Annotated in this window: 16 protein-coding genes; 7 read left to right on the top strand and 9 right to left on the bottom strand. The window is 39.5% G+C overall.

From position 1 onward, the window contains the following. Positions 1-27: 27 nt before the first annotated feature. From HNQ80_RS16705 to HNQ80_RS16680, 6 genes are all read right to left on the bottom strand, one after another. Positions 28-339 (bottom strand): PTS fructose transporter subunit IIB, encoded by a 312-nt coding sequence (locus HNQ80_RS16705; RefSeq protein ID WP_184311813.1) that lies wholly within the window; start codon positions 337-339, stop codon positions 28-30. Positions 340-359: 20 nt separating this feature from the next. After that, positions 360-836, bottom strand: coding sequence for a PTS sugar transporter subunit IIA (locus HNQ80_RS16700; protein ID WP_184311812.1), 477 nt, complete (start codon positions 834-836; stop codon positions 360-362). Between the two features lie 37 nt (positions 837-873). Continuing rightward, positions 874-2781 carry a BglG family transcription antiterminator gene (locus tag HNQ80_RS26515; protein ID WP_184311811.1) on the bottom strand — a complete coding sequence of 636 codons (1908 nt, stop codon included), beginning with the start codon at positions 2779-2781 and terminating at the stop codon, positions 874-876. Positions 2782-2827: 46 nt separating this feature from the next. Further along, positions 2828-4243: a Sapep family Mn(2+)-dependent dipeptidase gene (locus tag HNQ80_RS16690; RefSeq protein ID WP_184311810.1), complete on the bottom strand. Its 1416-nt coding sequence runs from the start codon at positions 4241-4243 to the stop codon at positions 2828-2830. A 284-nt stretch (positions 4244-4527) separates the two neighbouring features. Continuing rightward, positions 4528-4896 (bottom strand): NifB/NifX family molybdenum-iron cluster-binding protein, encoded by a 369-nt coding sequence (locus tag HNQ80_RS16685; RefSeq protein WP_184311809.1) that lies wholly within the window; start codon positions 4894-4896, stop codon positions 4528-4530. 19 nt (positions 4897-4915) lie between these two features. Further along, positions 4916-5278, bottom strand: coding sequence for an ArsR/SmtB family transcription factor (locus HNQ80_RS16680; protein ID WP_184311808.1), 363 nt, complete (start codon positions 5276-5278; stop codon positions 4916-4918). Positions 5279-5526: 248 nt separating this feature from the next. Here HNQ80_RS16680 and HNQ80_RS16675 point away from each other — a divergent pair, with 248 nt between their 5' ends. From HNQ80_RS16675 to HNQ80_RS16650, 7 genes are all read left to right on the top strand, one after another. Further along, positions 5527-6726, top strand: a complete 1200-nt coding sequence (locus tag HNQ80_RS16675) for an FprA family A-type flavoprotein (protein WP_184311807.1) — start codon at positions 5527-5529, stop codon at positions 6724-6726. A 172-nt stretch (positions 6727-6898) separates the two neighbouring features. Further along, positions 6899-8530: a sigma-54 interaction domain-containing protein gene (locus tag HNQ80_RS16670; RefSeq protein WP_184311806.1), complete on the top strand. Its 1632-nt coding sequence runs from the start codon at positions 6899-6901 to the stop codon at positions 8528-8530. A gap of 398 nt (positions 8531-8928) precedes the next feature. Then, the gene (locus tag HNQ80_RS16665) at positions 8929-10482 is read left to right on the top strand and encodes a BCCT family transporter (RefSeq protein ID WP_184311805.1); all 1554 of its coding nucleotides are present in this window, start codon (positions 8929-8931) and stop codon (positions 10480-10482) included. A 120-nt stretch (positions 10483-10602) separates the two neighbouring features. After that, on the top strand, positions 10603-12153 hold the full coding sequence (locus tag HNQ80_RS16660) for an HAL/PAL/TAL family ammonia-lyase (protein WP_207727061.1): 1551 nt from the start codon (positions 10603-10605) through the stop codon (positions 12151-12153). Positions 12154-12155: 2 nt separating this feature from the next. Then, entirely contained in the window at positions 12156-12404 is a 249-nt protein-coding gene (locus HNQ80_RS25670; RefSeq protein WP_207727060.1) for a hypothetical protein, read from the top strand. 122 nt (positions 12405-12526) lie between these two features. Next, positions 12527-13732 (top strand): hypothetical protein, encoded by a 1206-nt coding sequence (locus HNQ80_RS16655; protein ID WP_184311804.1) that lies wholly within the window; start codon positions 12527-12529, stop codon positions 13730-13732. Next, positions 13729-14493, top strand: a complete 765-nt coding sequence (locus HNQ80_RS16650; RefSeq protein WP_184311803.1) for a protein-glutamine gamma-glutamyltransferase — start codon at positions 13729-13731, stop codon at positions 14491-14493. The genes HNQ80_RS16655 and HNQ80_RS16650 overlap by 4 nt, the downstream gene beginning before the upstream one ends. Before the next feature lie 237 nt (positions 14494-14730). Here the strand turns inward: HNQ80_RS16650 and HNQ80_RS16645 are convergent, their stop codons facing one another. The 3 genes from HNQ80_RS16645 to HNQ80_RS16635 form a co-directional block, all read right to left on the bottom strand. Further along, the gene (locus HNQ80_RS16645; protein ID WP_184311802.1) at positions 14731-15558 is read right to left on the bottom strand and encodes a phosphoenolpyruvate hydrolase family protein; all 828 of its coding nucleotides are present in this window, start codon (positions 15556-15558) and stop codon (positions 14731-14733) included. Between the two features lie 22 nt (positions 15559-15580). Further along, positions 15581-16789, bottom strand: a complete 1209-nt coding sequence (locus tag HNQ80_RS16640) for a Tm-1-like ATP-binding domain-containing protein (protein WP_184311801.1) — start codon at positions 16787-16789, stop codon at positions 15581-15583. A gap of 229 nt (positions 16790-17018) precedes the next feature. Next, positions 17019-17570: a GNAT family N-acetyltransferase gene (locus HNQ80_RS16635; RefSeq protein WP_184311800.1), complete on the bottom strand. Its 552-nt coding sequence runs from the start codon at positions 17568-17570 to the stop codon at positions 17019-17021. Between the last annotated feature and the right edge of the window lie 421 nt (positions 17571-17991).

Raw genomic sequence — 17991 nt, 5'->3', positions numbered from 1 at the left:
GAATGGCTGTTCAGAGGGGGTCTTTTTTTATTTCTCTGCTTCAATTCTTTGAATCACGCCTTTCGCGTCTTTGATCGCTTCTTGAAGTGTAATTTCATAAACTTCAACGTTATCAAATCTTTCAACATCCATTGGTGTAATCGCTATGGCGTGAATGATAAGATCGGCTTCTCTTATCTCCTTAACAGTTAGCTCATTTTGGGTCCCATCGGCTCCCTGGGTTTCTACCTTTGCCTCATAACCCAGCTCACTTGCAGCTTTGCTTATGGCTTGAGCTGCCATGAACGTATGAGCCAATCCCATAGGGCATGCGCATAGTGCTACTAATTTCTTACTCATTTTCATTCCCCCTTTACTTTTTATTCGTTTTCAAAAGCTACGAGAGCCTCTGTAACCATATGAAACAATTCCTCTTCATCAAAAGAAAGTATAAACTTTCTTTTGAAGTCCTCATCCATCAATTTTCTCGATAAGCTTGCCAGCAGTTTCAGATGAATAGCGCCATTATTTTCATTGGGAGTCAGTAGCCCGATGATAATGGATACAGGTCTTTCATCGATTGCCTTCCAATCAACAGAAGAACGCAGTTTTAATATAAATACAGCTGGTTTCTTAATACTGGCGCATTTTGTATGGGGTATAGCGAAACCATCCCCAAAGCCTGTTGAAAACTCATTTTCTCTTTTTAACATACTTTCATAGGTCTGCTCCGAATCATAAGATACGCCGGCTTTCTCAGCTAGCTTTGCTATATATCGCAACACTTGCTCCTTATTCACCATGTCAACATTTATTTGTATATAATTTCTTTCAAATATCGAAGTAACCATATCCATATGTATTTCTCCTTATCGATAATATATTAAAAGCTGTTTAAATACCGTCTTGAATGATGCGCATAAAACTTTGAAAGCTCTTACACTTTATGATGGATTTTACTAAATCAGCATCTTCTATCAAGTTATACATATATTTAAAGATTTGAAGATTTTTTCGCTCTGCCAGATTAAAACATATCATAAAGACTACTTGCACTTCGTATTTATCCCAAAGAATTGGTTTATCCAATACAGCTACCCCTATCACAGATTTATGTATCCCATTGATTGGCGAATGGGGTATGGCTACCATATGACCTATATCTGTAGCTGATATCTTCTCTCTATCTAAAACAGATGCCACCACACCCTCATCAATTAATCCAACTTGTGTCATTTTTTTGCCTATCTCGGCAATTATTTCTTCCTTTGCGTTGGCTTCAACACAATAAAAGGCGTTCTCATGAAACATATCATAGAGGATTTCTCGTTCTTTTATGGCTACAGATAGGGTTTCATCTATTTTTTTAATGGACTCATCGGATAACATATTTTCAACAATAATGACTGGGATATTGCCCTTTAAATTTTCAACATTTACGGTGGAAATGATATAGTTGACATTTTGGGTCAACGCCATATCTGCATACCTTACTGGATATATGCCAACGATCTCCACATTCTTTATACATCTTTTTATCCTCTCAGCAAATAATTGGGCGGTACCAATGCCATAATGGCATAAAATACATATCTTTTTGATATGATGAGTATTTATTCTTTCCTGAGCTGCACTAAAGTGCATTGCAATAAACCCGATTTCATCCTCATCCAACTTTACGTTAAATCGATCATTCATTTTCTTTGCCGTGAACATAGCAAAGTTCATCTCTACTGGATAATGGGACTTAATCTGCTGCAATAATGGGTTTTTAATATGCACTTCTGTTTTCGCTCTGTTTATCGCTATTTTTATATGAATAGAAAAGGCATCCATGAACTTCAAATCCTTTTCAAAATCGTTGCCCGTAATAATCTTTATTTCTTCCAGCAGTTCATGGATAAAATGATAAATATTGTCATCCATCACTTCATCAGGCTGAATATTCTTTTCCGTATAGTTATAGATCATAAATCCAGAGTAAAGCGCCACATATCTAAATTCCTTCTCATCAAATGGGATGCACAAACTTTCCTGTAGTTCGGTCATTATGTTATGAATCACCAAATAATTGTGCAGCGTGTAGCTGCTTGTTAAGAATAGATTTTCTATTGACTTCTTCTTTTTCGTCCTAGACATAGATACCAGTATTTTTGATAAAAGATTATTAAAATCCTTATCTGCAACAATAATATTTCTATTCTTCAAGTAGGTTGCCACCGTTTCTTCCGCTGTGACAATATCTTTATTTGTAATGTTGGAAAGGCCAACTCGAATGCTATTGTTATCATCGTATTTAATGCTATAATCTAAAATCAAGGATCGAATATTTAACTCATCCCCTTCAATACATGTACCTCGATAGGGTTTGGAAACTAACTTTAGATTGTACTTATCGAGGCATTCTTTTATTTGAGATGTCATCTTATGAACGCTGGATGTGCTTAGATTCAATCGATCTGCCAGTTCATCGGCACTCAAATAGTCATTGTTGATCAATAAGCATATGGCATTTTCAACTCTGCTTTCCATAGAATCATCTGATTCCAAGCCCTTAATGATTTTTAAAGCCTCTTTTAATATACTTTGAATGTACTTAGGCGGTCCGCTTAATTTATACCCTACCCCTTTTATTGAGACAATCTCTACTCTGGAATTCTTCATCTCATAATTGATATCTTCAATATATCGCTTAATTGTACGTGAGGATACGCCTATTCTCTGGGCTAACTCCTGGGATGTTAGGTATATATCTTTATCGCTAAGATAGTCAATTATTAAGTAATGCTTTTTGCTTAACACCCTAACCACCACCCCTGATTATATTGTAATACTTCTTGGACTAAAGTTATTGGTAAACAATGTCATTGCAAGTGACAATCTCCATGTTTGACAATTCAATCATTGCTTCCGTATAGATTGCCATGGCTTGCAGTAATCGTTCAATCTCCATATATTCGTTGGCGCCATGGACATTTCCTGAACTGCCATCGCCAAACTCAGCCCCAAAAACTACAGCGTTTTTCATTTCACTGGCATAAGTACCTGCACTCGTCACTCTAACCTTACGCTCGGTATCGCCAGTATGCTTAATAAAGATATGATGAAGCTTCTTCACCAAGTCATCTGACGGATCGACATAATGAGGCTTTTTTATGTTTTCCACCTTAAATTCCCATTGGTGAAGATCATTTTCGATGATGTACTTTTTTATTTTTTGATTAATACATTCCATCGTCACATTCTCAGGATACCGCATATTGAATATGATTGAAAATTCACCATTTGATAAACGGAGCATCGTGGGCACAATCGTTAGATCTCCACATTTCCCTACCGCACTTAAGGAAAACTTTTCTCCTCTTTCATTCCCATCCATGATCAGTTTTCCTAGTGCCTCTACCCATACGTCACTTACGTTTAAGGTTAAAAAACGCATTAATTTTGTTATGGGATTCCTTGCTTGATCCGGCTTTGATGAGTGTCCGCCAACGCCAATGAGTTCCATATATACACCTTCACCTGACCCTTCAAACGTTCCCCCAAGATTATTTTCTGTGATAAAATCATAGAAAGGTTCTTGTAGATATTTATATTGAGACGGCATCTTTACTTTGATAACGGACGGAATCGTATTCTGGGATACGCCTGCCATTATTTCTATATTTTCCCCATCTATTTCTCCTTTGAATTCCAAAGTCATTCCCCCCTTTTCTCCATGGATGACCGGAAATTTGGCATCGGGCGTAAATCCTAATTTAGGATGAGGTTCCTTTGAAAAATAATGTCGGATGCATCGAAAACCACTTTCTTCGTTTCCCCCTACGACTATCCGAATACGATTTTTCGTTTGTATATTTAACTCTTTTATGATTTTTAGTGCTAAATAACAACAAAGCACTGGCCCTTTATCATCCACCACACCTCTTCCATAGGCCGTATCGTTAATGATATGAAGCTTGTAGGGATCTGTTTTCCATCCTTCCCCGGCAGGTACCACATCACCATGACCAAACACACCTATGTATTCCTCACCCTGACCGTATTCTATATAGACAGCATGTTCATCAATATTTTTACTTACAAATCCATCTTTTCGCCCTAAATCCTCAAACCACTGTAACGCTTCTTTTATGCTTGTTCCGAAAGGCGCATCCTCCGTTGCTGTAGTCTGGTCATATACAGATGGTATAGCAACCCACTGAGCAAGAAGCTTGACCAGTTCATCTTTTTTCTTTTGTGCTTCCCCATAGAAATGAATCATATGGCTCCCTCCCATAAATTTGTTTTGTTCTTATAAAAACACTTTACAAGTAATTGGCATTGAATACTACAAAAGAACAAAATTGCCTATCGGCAATTTGTTTTCGCTAGGAAACCCTAGGTTTCCTTCGACGCCTGCAATGCAGGTTCCTGAGGACCTTCCTGAATACGGCAAAGGGGCATCCCCTCTGCACACCCCATATATAGGAAATTGAAAACCATAATTTCCTATATATAAATAAAGTCAAAAGAATTTACTCTTTTGACTCTACTCACAATTCATTTTTAATGGCCACAGTCATGCTGTGTACAACTATGACTGAGATCGAACCTTGCCAGTTCGTTTCTTTTTAATAACTCGATATTTTTCAGCACAGTTTCATTGGCAACTCTATATGCAGCTATGCCTTGATTGCTTAATTTCATCAATGCCCCTGCACCAATTCCACCAACCAAAATGGCATCTACCTTTTCTCCCCCCAGCGCTTTTAGAGGTTGGCACATTCCATGGGCATGATGCAAGTCTTCATTCTGAATGACCTTTATTTCTTCATTTTCTAAATCATAAATCAAGAAAAACGGTGCTGATCCAAAATGGTTATAAGCAATACTTTCTAATCCCCTGTTCTCTTTTACTGGAATACATACTTTCATATTTTTCTCCTTTCACCTTTTATTTATTTTTTTGACAGCATTTATTCTTATTGGCTTTACATGCTGCCATACAGTCCCCAGGTATATGTACACCCAATTTACAGCTGCCTAGGCTGTGATCATGGTTTATTTGCTCGACAAATCTTATGATTTCTGAAAGGATTGGCTCTTGCAAATCATATTGCACATAATACCCTATTTTTTCACCAGCAATGATTCCTGCCTCCTTGAGAACTTTTATGTGCTGTGATACCGCCGGTTCAGAAATGTCTAAATGTTTGGCAATTCCCTTGGCACAAATCCTCCTCCTGGAAAGTATGATCAATATTTTTAGCCTGGTTTCATCACCGAGAGCTTTAAAGATTTGTACGATTCTATCCATGATTCACCCCTTGTTTTAATTAAGTATTCACTTAACTAAATAATATTTTACTTAATCATATCTGTCAAGGGTAAAAGTAATTATATTTCATTTTTTATCTCTTGATTGCTTATTTTTTATAACTTGTAAATAGGTTGATTATCTTTTAGAATTTGGGGTATTTTAATAATGTTTTATGTACAAATCCATTTTCTTGTGCAATAATTGAAATCAATAGCACTTTTATTGATAAGGGAGGAAGTTTCTTTATGTTTAACTCTGTTTCAATTACAGATCAAATCTATTGGGTGGGCATAAATGATCGTAGAACTGCTTTATTTGAAAATCTTTGGCCCCTCGATCATGGCGTTGCCTATAACTCTTATCTGATCGTTGATGAAAAAATAGCCTTGGTAGACACCGTTGATGCTGGACAAACCAGTGAATATCTTGGGAAGATCAAGAAAATCATCGGCTCAGATAGAAAGATCGACTATCTTATTGTCAATCATATGGAGCCAGACCATTCTGGTACAATGCAAGCCATCGTTGAGTTGTATCCTGATATAAAAATTGTTGGTAATCCAAAGACCTTTGATATGATCCAAAACTTCTATGGAATTACAGAGAATCATTATTCCGTAAAAGAAGGGGACATCCTTGACCTTGGACAGCATAAGTTAAAATTCTATATGACGCCTATGGTTCACTGGCCAGAAACTATGATGGCTTATGAGGAAACCAATCACATCCTCTTTTCCGGAGATGCCTTTGGCAGCTTTGGCGCTTTAGATGGAGGGATCTTCAATGATGAAGTAGATATGCACTTCTTCGAAGAAGAAATGCGCCGATACTATTCCAATATTGTTGGTAAATATGGTGCAACCGTTCAAGCTGCCTTAAAGAAGTTGAGCAGCCTGGAGATTAGAACCATTTGTTCTACCCATGGTCCCATCTGGCGTAATGATATTGCAACAATTGTATCCCTTTATGATCAATGGAGTAAATATGAAGCGGAGGAAGGAGTAGTCATCGTCTATGGTACCATGTATGGCAATACTGGTAAAATGGCTGAGACGATTGGCAGAACCTTATCTGAGGAAGGAATCAAAAATATCAAGATATACGATGCATCTAAAACCCATGCATCCTTCATTCTGCGAGATATTTGGAAGTATAAAGGATTGATTATTGGCAGTTGTGCATACAATACGGCTATGTTTCCACCTGTACAGAATTTGACCGACAAACTGATTCATGTGGGCTTAAAAAATAGAATTTTAGGGATTTTTGGTACCTATAGCTGGAATGGTGGCGGAGTAAGTAATCTCATGAAATTTGCTGAACAAATCAAACTTCCTGTGGTTACTGAACCAGTAGAAGCCAAATGTGCTGCTTGCGGCAACGATATCGATGGCTGCATGGAAATGGCAAAACAAATGGCAAAAAAGCTTAGAGAGCAAGCATAATTATGTTGAAGTCATCCAAGAGTCAAAGAGGAACACTCCCTCTTTGACTCTTTTTATTATGCTTCATGCTGATATTTAATTCTTTTCATTTAAACCCTTAGATTGAATGGAAACTTGTTCATGATATAATAGAATCAATATTCTGAATAGGAAGGGAGGGATCTCTATCCCTATGGTAGATTTGATTTTTAAAATAGATCTTGAGCATCGACTCACTGAAATACGATGTCTAGGTAAAGCCAACGAATGGTTTGATGAACAGACGTGGTCAGAGTCCCTTGGACAAAAGATTGATTACATTCTGGGGACTCCTGTTCATCCTTCGGGAGGCATATTAGAAATTCAAAGTAAATTTTTCAAGTATCAGTGGATGGACGAACCACAAGGTGTAACCCTTTTTCTCAGCCGTGATGGAATTTTACTTGACCTTTATGAACAGACCATTCAGCAGGTAGCAGAGGGAATCCAAATCTATGATCGCAACGGTTACTTTTTGCATGGCAATCCTGCCAGCGAGGCTTTAGAACAATATAAAAATGTAGATTTTAAGGGAAAGCACATCATGGATCTTTATGATTTGAAGGAAGAATTCAGTACCGTTCTAACAGTTTTAAGGACACAAAAGCCTGTTCTCAATCGCTGTGATAACTTCAGAATGACAACTGGAAAGACATTAACCACCATTAATTCTGGGTATCCCTTAAAAATTAATGGTACGCTGTATGGTGCCTGCGTCTTCGAAAGTGATTTATCTGGATTAAAGCGAATGAAGAATCGCACCTTTGACCTGGAAGCCTATGTTGAGAGTCAGTACCCCATGCATCAAGAGCCCCTGTATACCTTTGATGATATCGTCCATGAATCTGAAAGCATGAGAGAGGCCATTCACTTTGCCAAAAAGGTTTCTCTTACGGATTCAAGCATTCTGCTTGTGGGTGATACGGGTACAGGGAAGGAACTCATGGCTCAAAGTATACATTCCTTTAGCCCCAGGAGACATAAACCCTTTATCGATGTGAACTGCAGCGCTGTCCCAAGCAACCTCTTTGAGAGTATGTTTTTTGGAACAGAAAAAGGTGCTTTCACCGGCAGCATTACAAAACAAGGTTTTTTTGAAATGGCAGAAGGTGGCACACTCTTTCTGGATGAAGTGAATTCTATTACGCCTGAGATGCAGTCCAAACTGCTAAGAGTATTACAAGAAAAGCGCTTTCAACGAATAGGAGGAAGTAAATATATCCACAGTGACGTGAGAATTATTACAGCCGCCAATGAAGACTTTTTTGAGCTTATGCAGCAACAAAAGATTCGGAAGGATTTCTACTATAGAATCTCTACGATCAAAATCGACATCCCCACCTTGCAAGAGCGAAAAGAAGATATACCTGCTTTGGCGAAATATTTCCTGGATGTGTTTTGTAAACACTACCACAAACCCAGTATGACCCTATCAGAAAAAGTTTTAGATCTATTTCTTCAATATGAGTGGCCGGGCAACGTACGAGAATTTCAACATACCATCGAGTATGCCTTTAACCGTGCTCCCGAGGATACCATAGTATTAGAGTTTAAACATTTGCCCGCTTATTTGCAAACAATAGAAAGTGTACAACATAAGACCAACCAACATACTGCCGCTCCTCTATGCAAGGCTGGTACTTTCGATATGCAAATGGAGACCTTTGAAAAAGAACTGATAGAAAATATACTATCAATCTATGGCAGTAACATCTCCAGAAGTGCGAAAGCATTGGGAATGAGCCGACAAAGCCTTCAGTACAGAATGAGAAAACTAGGTATCTAACCTGACGAGTGCAAAATTTTTTTGCTGCAATGCAAAATTAATTTGCATCTCTTTTTTTGTTGATTTCCCCCTTTTCAGTTTCCATATGCAAATTTTTTTTGCACAATCAGATCAGAATACATAGAATAATCTGAATAATATCCCCTAATTTTATTGTTTATTTTTCCTCCGCGCAAAACCGTATAAGCATTTGCAGTGGTTTCATCTTTTTTTCAAAAGCAGATCTGTTCTGGCACGGTAGTTGCTATAAATACATGCAAGTACTATCTCATTTTTAAATGGTGGTTCTTTGGAACACCATCTCTTATCCATTTCTAAAAACTTTCAGAAAAAACAGGAGGTGAACATAGTAAACATTTTCGAACTGTGGCAAAAAAATAAAAAAGGGAGGATATTACATGATCAAAGTAAACGAATCAAATCCGCAGAAGATTCGAAGCGGCGTCTTCTGGCCATCCTTTCTTGTAGTGGGTGGCGCAGCTTTACTAGGAATTTTCAATAACAAAATGCTGGCCGACGTAGCCATGAATTCTTTCCTAGGGTCTTTACGAAGTTTAGGATGGCTTTATCAAATCATATCTATTGTAGCTCTCATTCTTGTTACTATCATTACGTTTTCAAAGCTTGGGAATATTCGCTTTGGTGGAGATGATGCAAAACCAAAGTATCCTTTCATTACCTGGTTCGCCATGGCACTGACTGGTGGTATTGCCACAGGGGTAATCACCTACGGTGTAAATGAACCTATTATTTATTTTGGCAATATCTATGGCGAGATGGCCCAAACGGGTGTGGAAACAGGCACTCCTATGGCAGCAATCTATGCCCTTGCCCGTTGTTTCTACAATTGGACCTTTATCCCATATGCCATGTACTCACTCTGTGGTCTGGTTGTTGCGTACATGTATTTCAACAAGAAGAAGCCATTGTCTGTTACCTCTACCCTCATTCCCCTTTTCGGTGAAAAAGTAACCGATGGTATCTGGGCAAACATCATTGATACGTTGGCGCTTCTTGCTATCGCCCTCGGGTTAGCTTCTTCTCTCGGTGCTGGCCTTGCTCTGGTAAGCTCTGGTATCGAAGCAGCCTATGGTATACCTCAAGGCATCATGGTTTGGTTGATCTTAGCGATCATCACAACAGCAACCTTTACATTATCCTCTTTAATGGGAATTGATAAAGGCATTAAATGGCTGTCAGATTTAAACTCTAAAGTTTTTTATCTACTTCTCATCTTTTTATTTCTCATCGGCCCAACACTGTACATCTTGAGAATGTCAACCGCTGGAATGGCTTACTGGCTGCAGAATTTCTGGATATGGGGATTAGATCCAATCGATATGGGCGGCGAAGCATTGGTTATGTGGTGGACTTTATATGACTGGGCCATTTGGATCGCATATGCGCCATTGATGGGCTTGTTCCTAGCCATCATTTCTTACGGAAGAACTATTCGACAGTTTATGGTGATCAACTGGATTCTGCCCTCTATTTTCAGTATTATTTGGTTCGGTGTATGGGGTGCTACAGCCCTTCAATGGCAGCAACAAGGAAGTGTGGATTTGATTAAAACCATTACAGATAGTGGCGCAGTTGCTGGCTTGTGGGCTTTCCTGGGCAATCTGCCGCTAGGTGCTGTGATTATCCCGATCATTATGCTGACATTGATTCTATCCTTCTCAACAGCGGCGGATTCCATGACAAGGACCATTGCTTCCCTTTGTACTGCCAATATGAAACACGATGAAGAACCTCCAAGATGGCAGAAACTTCTTTGGGGTCTTTCCATCGGTGTTATCGCCTTTGTTATGGTAGCCTATGCCGGCGGGTCTCAAGGCGTTGATGGTGTTAAATATCTCGCTGCCGCCGGTGGTTCTTTGGTGCTATTCGTGTTTGTATTACAAGTGATTTCAGCTATTAAAATGTTTTTCTTTGATAAGATTGAAAGATAACTCTTTGAAATCATTATAGGCAAAGATGGGAATACATACTCTCCTTCAGGTAGGATCATGGAATTGGTAGAAGAAAAATTTAAGAGGCTGCTATAAATTTAATATAAGGAGGCAGTAACATTGATTGAAAAAAAATTTGAGAAAGCTATAGAAAAAGTTGTTCTTGGGAACAAGATTAGCATAGAAGAATTCGTTGCTGTTGCTCGTCATGGTGCCAAAGTAGAATTTTCTGATGCCTATGCGCAGCGTGTGAAAAATTCACGAAACCTCGTGGAGAAATGGATCAAAGAAGGACGTATCATGTATGGGATCACCACAGGCTTTGGCGCACTTTGTACCCAGACCATATCTCCTGAAGAAACCACCCAGCTACAGAGAAATATTGTTCTATCCCACGCTACCTCCATCGGTAACCCTCTTTCTATAGAGGAAGTACGAGGAACGATGCTGATGGTCCTCCAAAATGCAGGACAAGGTTATAGCGGGATTCGCATGGAAACCCTTGAGATGTATAGACAGTTCTTAAATCTAGGCCTAACCCCCTTCGCCCCAAAAGAAGGGTCCGTCGGTTATCTCTCTCCAGAAGCCCATATGGCCTTGGTTTTAATAGGTGAGGGCAACGCATACGTAGATGGAGAATTGATACCTGCCAAAGAGGCACTACACAAAATTGGCCTGAAGCCTACGACATTGTCTTCCAAAGAAGGCCTGATATTGGTATCAGGCACTACCAGTGTTACCGCCCTTGGAGCGCTGGCCCTCTATGATATGCTGCAAGCCTCCAAGACTGCTGATATTATCGGCGCCATGACCCTGGAGGTACTAAAAGGAACTACCAAGGCCTTTGATGATCGATTGATGGTTGTACGCCCCCATGAGGATCAAGGGAATACGGCATATAATGTTCGAAACATATTAAAGGATTCACAAATTGCAAAGCATCATGAAGATTACCGCCTTCAAGATGCCCTATCAATCCGATGTATCCCTCAGCTCCATGGAGCTGCAAAGAAAACCCTAAAGGATGCTTTAAAAACCATTGAAATTGAGATGAATTCCTGTTGTGACAATCCTATCCTATGGCCCGATGGCGATGATGGAGAGGCTATCTCAGGTGGGAATCCTGATTCCTCCTATATAGGCATTGAGATGGATTCAGCTTGTATTGCTGCCACCATGATCGGAAAAATGTCAGAGCGTAGAAATAATCGATTGATAGATGGAAATCTCTCAGAATATCCATGGTTTCTTGTGAAGAACCCGGGCCTTAACTCTGGTTTGATGATTCCCCAGTATTCTCAGGCAGGTTTATTAAATGATATGAAGATTTTATCCCATCCAGCCACGATAGACAGCATACCTACCTGCGGCAACCAAGAAGATTACGTAGCCATGGGATATAACGCTTCGAAGAAAGCCAGACAGGTCGTAGAGAAGCTTGAGTATATTTTAGCCATCGAACTATTGTCTGTATTTCAAGCTTACCAGCTAATGGATCATACTTTACAGCCAGGCACTGCTTCCAAGGCAGTTTTGGAAGAAATAGGCCTTACGGTGCCTATCATGGAAGAAGATCTATACCTATATCCTCATATCAATACTTTAAGGGAGTTGATCCATTCAGGCAGAATCATCGCATTGGTAGAAGAAAAAATTGGGAAGTTGGTGTGAGTATGAAAGTAAAAATCGATATCTTTAAAATTTTTACAAATCCACCCTCCACAATGTTTGAACGTATCACGTTATTTTTGATGTTGGTAATTAGCTTTATTATATTTTTCAGTCCGTTAAGATTCTCAAAAATATCTCCTTTTGAAGCTGCATGGATAGCAGCGCTTCCTTCCCTATCTATTTCTTGGGGATGGATTGTACTCCTCCGTTCTATCTTTAGAAAAAAGGATTTCTCAATAAAAACAAAATGAGGCATTTTCCTGTCCAAAACATAGTGGGTCTATATGCAATTTAAAGGAGAAATCAAAATGGTTTCTCCTTTTTTGATTGAACCTCATATGATGTATAAATACCAAAAATATGAGGTGAATCAATGATGTTTCCGTACTATCAATACTCCTATATTCCCATGTACAAAAATATGTATCCTTATAGGCTGGCATGTATTTTTCCTCAAGGCCTATATCGATCGACAGAAGATGTTTATGATACCCATCATAGAAGCATGTTCTCTTCAGCCTTTCCAGATCATCCATCGTCAACGAAAAACAATCATTCCAGCAATAAGGACTATTATGTATCCTTAAATTCCTTAGACAACCTGCATCCTTTCGATGAAATGAACTCCCACGGTGAAGCTTACAACATAGCAGCGTCATTTCATGAACTGATGAAAACTGATCAAGAAAAAGCAATAAGCCTAATCAATGGGGAAAACCTGCCCTTTTCCAGCCTGTTTTTGCTGAAACATGATATTGAAAAATATGAGATTTTTGATCAATTAAATCTACGGAATCGCGTGGCACTATCCATTGCTGACGAGATCATCATAGGCAGAAAAGATACTTCAGCCATTCAATGTTCATCCTGCGACTATATACAAACTGTTCATTCCGTTTTGAAATGGATGCTGGAAACAGGATCCATAGCTGACGGACTGTCTAATGAATATGATGAGATATTGGACATCACAGCAACACTGCTCATAAAAGTATACCGAGACAAAACCATTCTGCCAATGACCATAGATATGATTTTTAAACGATATGCCAAAGGGCTTTTTATCAATCATTTGGTTTGGACTTTTTTTCAGTCCCATGATCCTAACAGTTTGATTTCGATCGCAGCTCGATTAAAATCAGAAAACGCAAAGGATGTGGATCTAGCTCGCAAACTTCTAAGTTTTTGTCCCCTAATAGATATAAGGGACAATGCACCCGGAGAAAAACAATATGCAGCATTTGTTGATTGGATGAAAGAAAACTGCCTATTCTTGCATTTTACAGGCGAAACTTTTCAGCAATCAACGTATCCAATTCCATACGTTATTGTTTTAGAAGCTAAATATCTATACAAATCCATTGATCTTCTCACTGGCAAAACATTTGAAGCCTTTTCTGAAAAAGAATCGCAGCTTTTAGATGTATATACAAAGCTAGATATGGATACCAAGATATTGCTTGCAAACTTCTCCTATTTGCTCCATCAAAAGAATATATCTTCGTGGAAAACATGGATTCAATATCCAATCGCCCACCAAATAGCCATTGCTGGAGCAGCTATGGGGGTGAAACAATGATTATCATCTTTGATCGCGTGATTCTCCTTGATGACTTTGCCAATCAGTACCCGTTAGATCCTTTACAAAGAAAAATGATGGAGATATTAACCGCAAGTGAATATATTTATTCCTATTCGTCTTTGGATCAGCTCAAGTTTGAACTGGATTTACGAACAAATATCATTCAGGCAGCTAGAGAGCTTTATAACAGTAAGATACATTTTAAGACTTTTCGTAAATCCATCTGCAACCCTGATTATTGGGACCGCAGCGAAGAAGGAGGTTTCTCCCTGAAGAATGGTGTACACCCATCGGATGCAATTCTGGATATTTTCATAAACGGTCCAAAATATGGTACTGAATGCGCCACGGCCATCATCATTATTTATTACAAGGCTCTCCTCAACATACTTCCCAAGAAGCTTTTCGATGAAATGTTTTCTGAAATATATTTGATGAACTGGAAGGCGCTTGATAAAGATCTGGGCGTTACCACTTACAAAAAAAGACCTGATTACTTACCTGGCGATTGTAGATATATCGATAATCCCGATGTGGATCCATTAACTCCCCAATGGCAAGGAGAGAATATTATCGATTTAGGCAACGACACCTATTATGGTCATGGTATCGGCATAGGATCGGTTGATAAAATCATTCAGGTTCTCGAAAAATATCGAAAAAATGAGGCAACCGAACCAGCCAAATTGTTAGATTCCGTAACCCTTCCAGATTTTAAATATTTAGCCTACAGATATTTAAACTTTGTAGGCTCCTAATCCCGATTCAAACCATACAACAGTATCTTTCACAGTGAAAACAACAAAAGAGTCTGCTTTTTTCATGCAGGCTCTTTTGCATAATATTAAAATGATGTTTGATAATCAGGCGGAAAACCCCACCCTTATCATTATGACCACTATTTCGCAGAGATCGGTGCATCGTTCCCTACGCAAAACATGATTTTCTGTGATTTTGTAGGGATGGACGCCCCTGTCCATCCGTTGGTCTGATCACTATATGCCTATATTTTTAAATGCCTCTGCCTGTTGTTTGATTCCAACCTCCGTGGCAAATCTTTCAATACTGGATGCTCCAAAGAAACCTACCACTCCCTTTGTTCTGGAAAGCACATATTCGACATCTTCCGGCTCAGCAATTGGACCACCATGGCAAATAACCAATATGTCAGGATTTACGGATCTGCCTGCATCATGGATCGCTTGGACTCTCGCTACACAATCATCTAGTGTTAAAGCTGTTTTGGCTCCTATGGTTCCCTTTGTGGTTAAACCCATATGGGCAACCAAAATATCAGCCCCTGCCTCTGCCATTTTTCTGGCTTGCGCTTCATCGAAAACATAAGGTGTTGTCAATAGATCCAGCCCATGGGCCTGTCTGATCATCTCTACTTCCAGGTCATACCCCATGCCAGTTTCCTCAAGATTGGCTCTAAATATGCCATCGATCAATCCCACCGTTGGGAAATTCTGAACACCTACAAATCCCGCATCCTTTAACTGTTTTAAGAAAACATCCATCAGCCTAAAAGGATCAGTTCCACACACCCCTGCCAGCACCGGGGTTTTCTTCACCACTGGCAATACTTCATTCCCCATATCCATAACGATTTGATTTGCATCCCCATAGGGTAACAATCCTGCTAGAGAACCCCTCCCCGCCATTCTATATCTACCCGAGTTATATATGATGATCATATCTACTCCGCCAGCTTCTCCACTCTTTGCTGAAATACCTGTACCAGCACCCGCTCCAAGGATCATTTTCCCTTCAGCAATCTGTGCCCTTAAATTTTTTAATATTTCACTCCGTCCTAATCTCATTTTCAATCCCCCTTAAACTTTTCTATCTTCCCATCAACGCGATGAGCTCTTTTGCCATAAACAACGCTACTTCTTCATTATTGATATCTTTCTCAAGCGCTACAACCGTTACCTTCTCTCGATCAATATTCTCCCTTAAGGCATCAAACAGCGCTTGATCTTCCTCTGGTCCATAAAAGCTTTGTCCCTCCACATCTATTAAAGAGACCCCCTTCAGTGGCAGTACCAAAGTCGTTGGTGAATTTGTCATATTTAATTTACCAGCTATGATTCTGCCCAATTCTCTACATTCTTCCACAGTCGTTCTCATCAATGTGATGGATGGGTTATGCTTATATAGATTCCTGTGTTTGAACTTCTCTGGTACAGACTCATAGGGACCAAAGTTCACCATATCTAGGGCACCGGTAGATACCACTTGGGGCACCCCACACTTTCCAGCGGCTTCTAATCGACGGGGTCCTGCTGCCAGTATACCGCCCACCAGTTCATCACACCATTCCGTGGTGGTGATATCTAATACGCCTTTGATAAACCCTGCTTCTACGAGGCTTTCCATTGCCTGACCGCCTATGCCTGTGGCATGGAAAACAAGGACTTCATACCCTTCATTCTCTAAGTATTCCCTTGCCTTCGTGACACAAGGGGTGGTAACCCCAAACATGGTAGCTCCAATCAGAGGCTTTTCATTCTCCAGCTTAACCGTTTCATGGACAGTCATACCGACGATCGCATGGGCAGCATTTGAAAGGATGCTTGCTGAAATACTGTTAATCCCTGAGATATCCACTACAGAATGCATCATCGTCAAATCTGAGACACCCACGTAAGCCCTTGTATCGCCAGAAGCTACCGTAGAGACCATAAGTTTAGGAACGCCAATAGGCAATGCTCGCATTGCCCCACATGCGATGCTGGTACCACCAGTTCCACCTAAGCTGATGATACTGGAAAACTTACCTTGCCCATATAACTTCTTTACAATTTCAGCGGCACCTTTAGCCATGACCTCCATGGCATAGCCTCTGTCTTTCTTTACTTGCAGTTCTTCAACGGACACCCCGACAGCTTGGGCAACTTCTTCATTTGAAACATCCGGTGTAAAAGGTGCATCCCATACACCAACATGGATAACAAAAGTATTGACTCCAGCTTTTTCTATAGTATCCTTAATGAACTTAAACTCTGCTCCCTTTGAGTCTAAGGTACCTAGAATCGCGATCGTTTTCATAAATACACGCTCCTTTCCATTGTTAATGGGCTTTGTCTTTGTCCTTTGAGCCATATTTATGCCATCACATGAAGACTTATGTCTGTATATAAATATCTACTTTATATATGTCACTATAGCTTCAATGTTTTTTTTTCAAAAAAATAAAAGCAGGACTTCTCCTACTTATTGCATATTTCAGTTTCTTATAACTTGTGCATGGGCAGCTATATGGAAAAGCTATCCAAGCTTATTCATCCAATAGCTTTCCCATGAGCAAAGTATTAAGATATATTCCATCTCCGATATGATGATCTTTTATCTTCTTCCCTTCTATTTGAAATCCATACTTTTTATACAGCGCAATCCCTCGAACATTGTCTTCGATGACATTAAGTTCTATTCTCTTCAGCGTTGACAACCTAAACCATGACGTCACTTCATCCATCAATAACTTTGCAATGCCATATCCCCAATATGCCTTCTCTATTCCTATTACAAATCCAGCCATATGTTTCATTCTCTCAAATTTCTCGGGTAGGATTCCTAACTGACCGACAATTGCTCCATCAACAGACGCTACCAACAATAACCCATTTTCATGGTCGTTCAAATCCTTAATCCTGTTTTCCTGGTTCGTAATATCAATATCTATTTCATGAAGTTCTCTTACCATATACTTCGTTTCTACCGCCAGCTTTTTATTTAATTCTATTAATTGTGCTGCATCACTGGGGATAGCACTTCGTATTTCTACAGTTCTTTCATTTATAATATACTCCTTTGAATAGATAATAGCCAATTCAATTTCCCCCTTATTTTTCTTTCATCACATAAAATAAAAAATGCAACATAATGAATCACGTAAGCTAAGGTTAGAAAAAATCGTAGGGGCGAACATTGTTCGCCTGTATTTGTCGTATATGCGTCAATCCCTAGATCGTGTCATGTTGAGCACAGTGAAGCATCTAAGAACCTAAATGCAGATCCTTCACGATGTTCAGGATGACAGTTGAGGTGATATCTGTGGTCAAAGGGCGATTCATGAATCGCCCCTACCAATGTGTTCAGTATCTCGTAGGGATCGACGCCATTCCTTGGTTTTTAGCTGTATCCTACGGAACGACAGGGTCGTCGTTCCCTACACAAAACCATGATTTATTGATCTACCGTAGGGTCGGACGATCCTGTCCAACCGATGTTATTATGTCACATTTTTCTAC

The sequence above is a fragment of the Anaerosolibacter carboniphilus genome (assembly GCF_014205875.1).
Taxonomy (GTDB): domain Bacteria; phylum Bacillota; class Clostridia; order Peptostreptococcales; family Thermotaleaceae; genus Anaerosolibacter; species Anaerosolibacter carboniphilus.
The sequence above is the reverse complement of the archived record's forward strand: the minus strand, read 5'-3'. Positions and strand labels throughout refer to the sequence as shown.

Coding starts and splice junctions, on each gene's coding strand:
- HNQ80_RS16645 (WP_184311802.1), bottom strand. CDS start 15,558: ATGAGATTAGGACGGAGTGAAATATTAAAAAATTTAAGGGCACAGATT.
- HNQ80_RS16650 (WP_184311803.1), top strand. CDS start 13,729: ATGATTATCATCTTTGATCGCGTGATTCTCCTTGATGACTTTGCCAAT.
- HNQ80_RS16670 (WP_184311806.1), top strand. CDS start 6,899: ATGGTAGATTTGATTTTTAAAATAGATCTTGAGCATCGACTCACTGAA.
- HNQ80_RS16675 (WP_184311807.1), top strand. CDS start 5,527: ATGTTTAACTCTGTTTCAATTACAGATCAAATCTATTGGGTGGGCATA.
- HNQ80_RS16705 (WP_184311813.1), bottom strand. CDS start 339: ATGAGTAAGAAATTAGTAGCACTATGCGCATGCCCTATGGGATTGGCT.
- HNQ80_RS16700 (WP_184311812.1), bottom strand. CDS start 836: ATGGATATGGTTACTTCGATATTTGAAAGAAATTATATACAAATAAAT.
- HNQ80_RS16665 (WP_184311805.1), top strand. CDS start 8,929: ATGATCAAAGTAAACGAATCAAATCCGCAGAAGATTCGAAGCGGCGTC.
- HNQ80_RS16690 (WP_184311810.1), bottom strand. CDS start 4,243: ATGATTCATTTCTATGGGGAAGCACAAAAGAAAAAAGATGAACTGGTC.
- HNQ80_RS16680 (WP_184311808.1), bottom strand. CDS start 5,278: ATGGATAGAATCGTACAAATCTTTAAAGCTCTCGGTGATGAAACCAGG.
- HNQ80_RS16685 (WP_184311809.1), bottom strand. CDS start 4,896: ATGAAAGTATGTATTCCAGTAAAAGAGAACAGGGGATTAGAAAGTATT.
- HNQ80_RS25670 (WP_207727060.1), top strand. CDS start 12,156: ATGAAAGTAAAAATCGATATCTTTAAAATTTTTACAAATCCACCCTCC.
- HNQ80_RS16640 (WP_184311801.1), bottom strand. CDS start 16,789: ATGAAAACGATCGCGATTCTAGGTACCTTAGACTCAAAGGGAGCAGAG.
- HNQ80_RS16655 (WP_184311804.1), top strand. CDS start 12,527: ATGATGTTTCCGTACTATCAATACTCCTATATTCCCATGTACAAAAAT.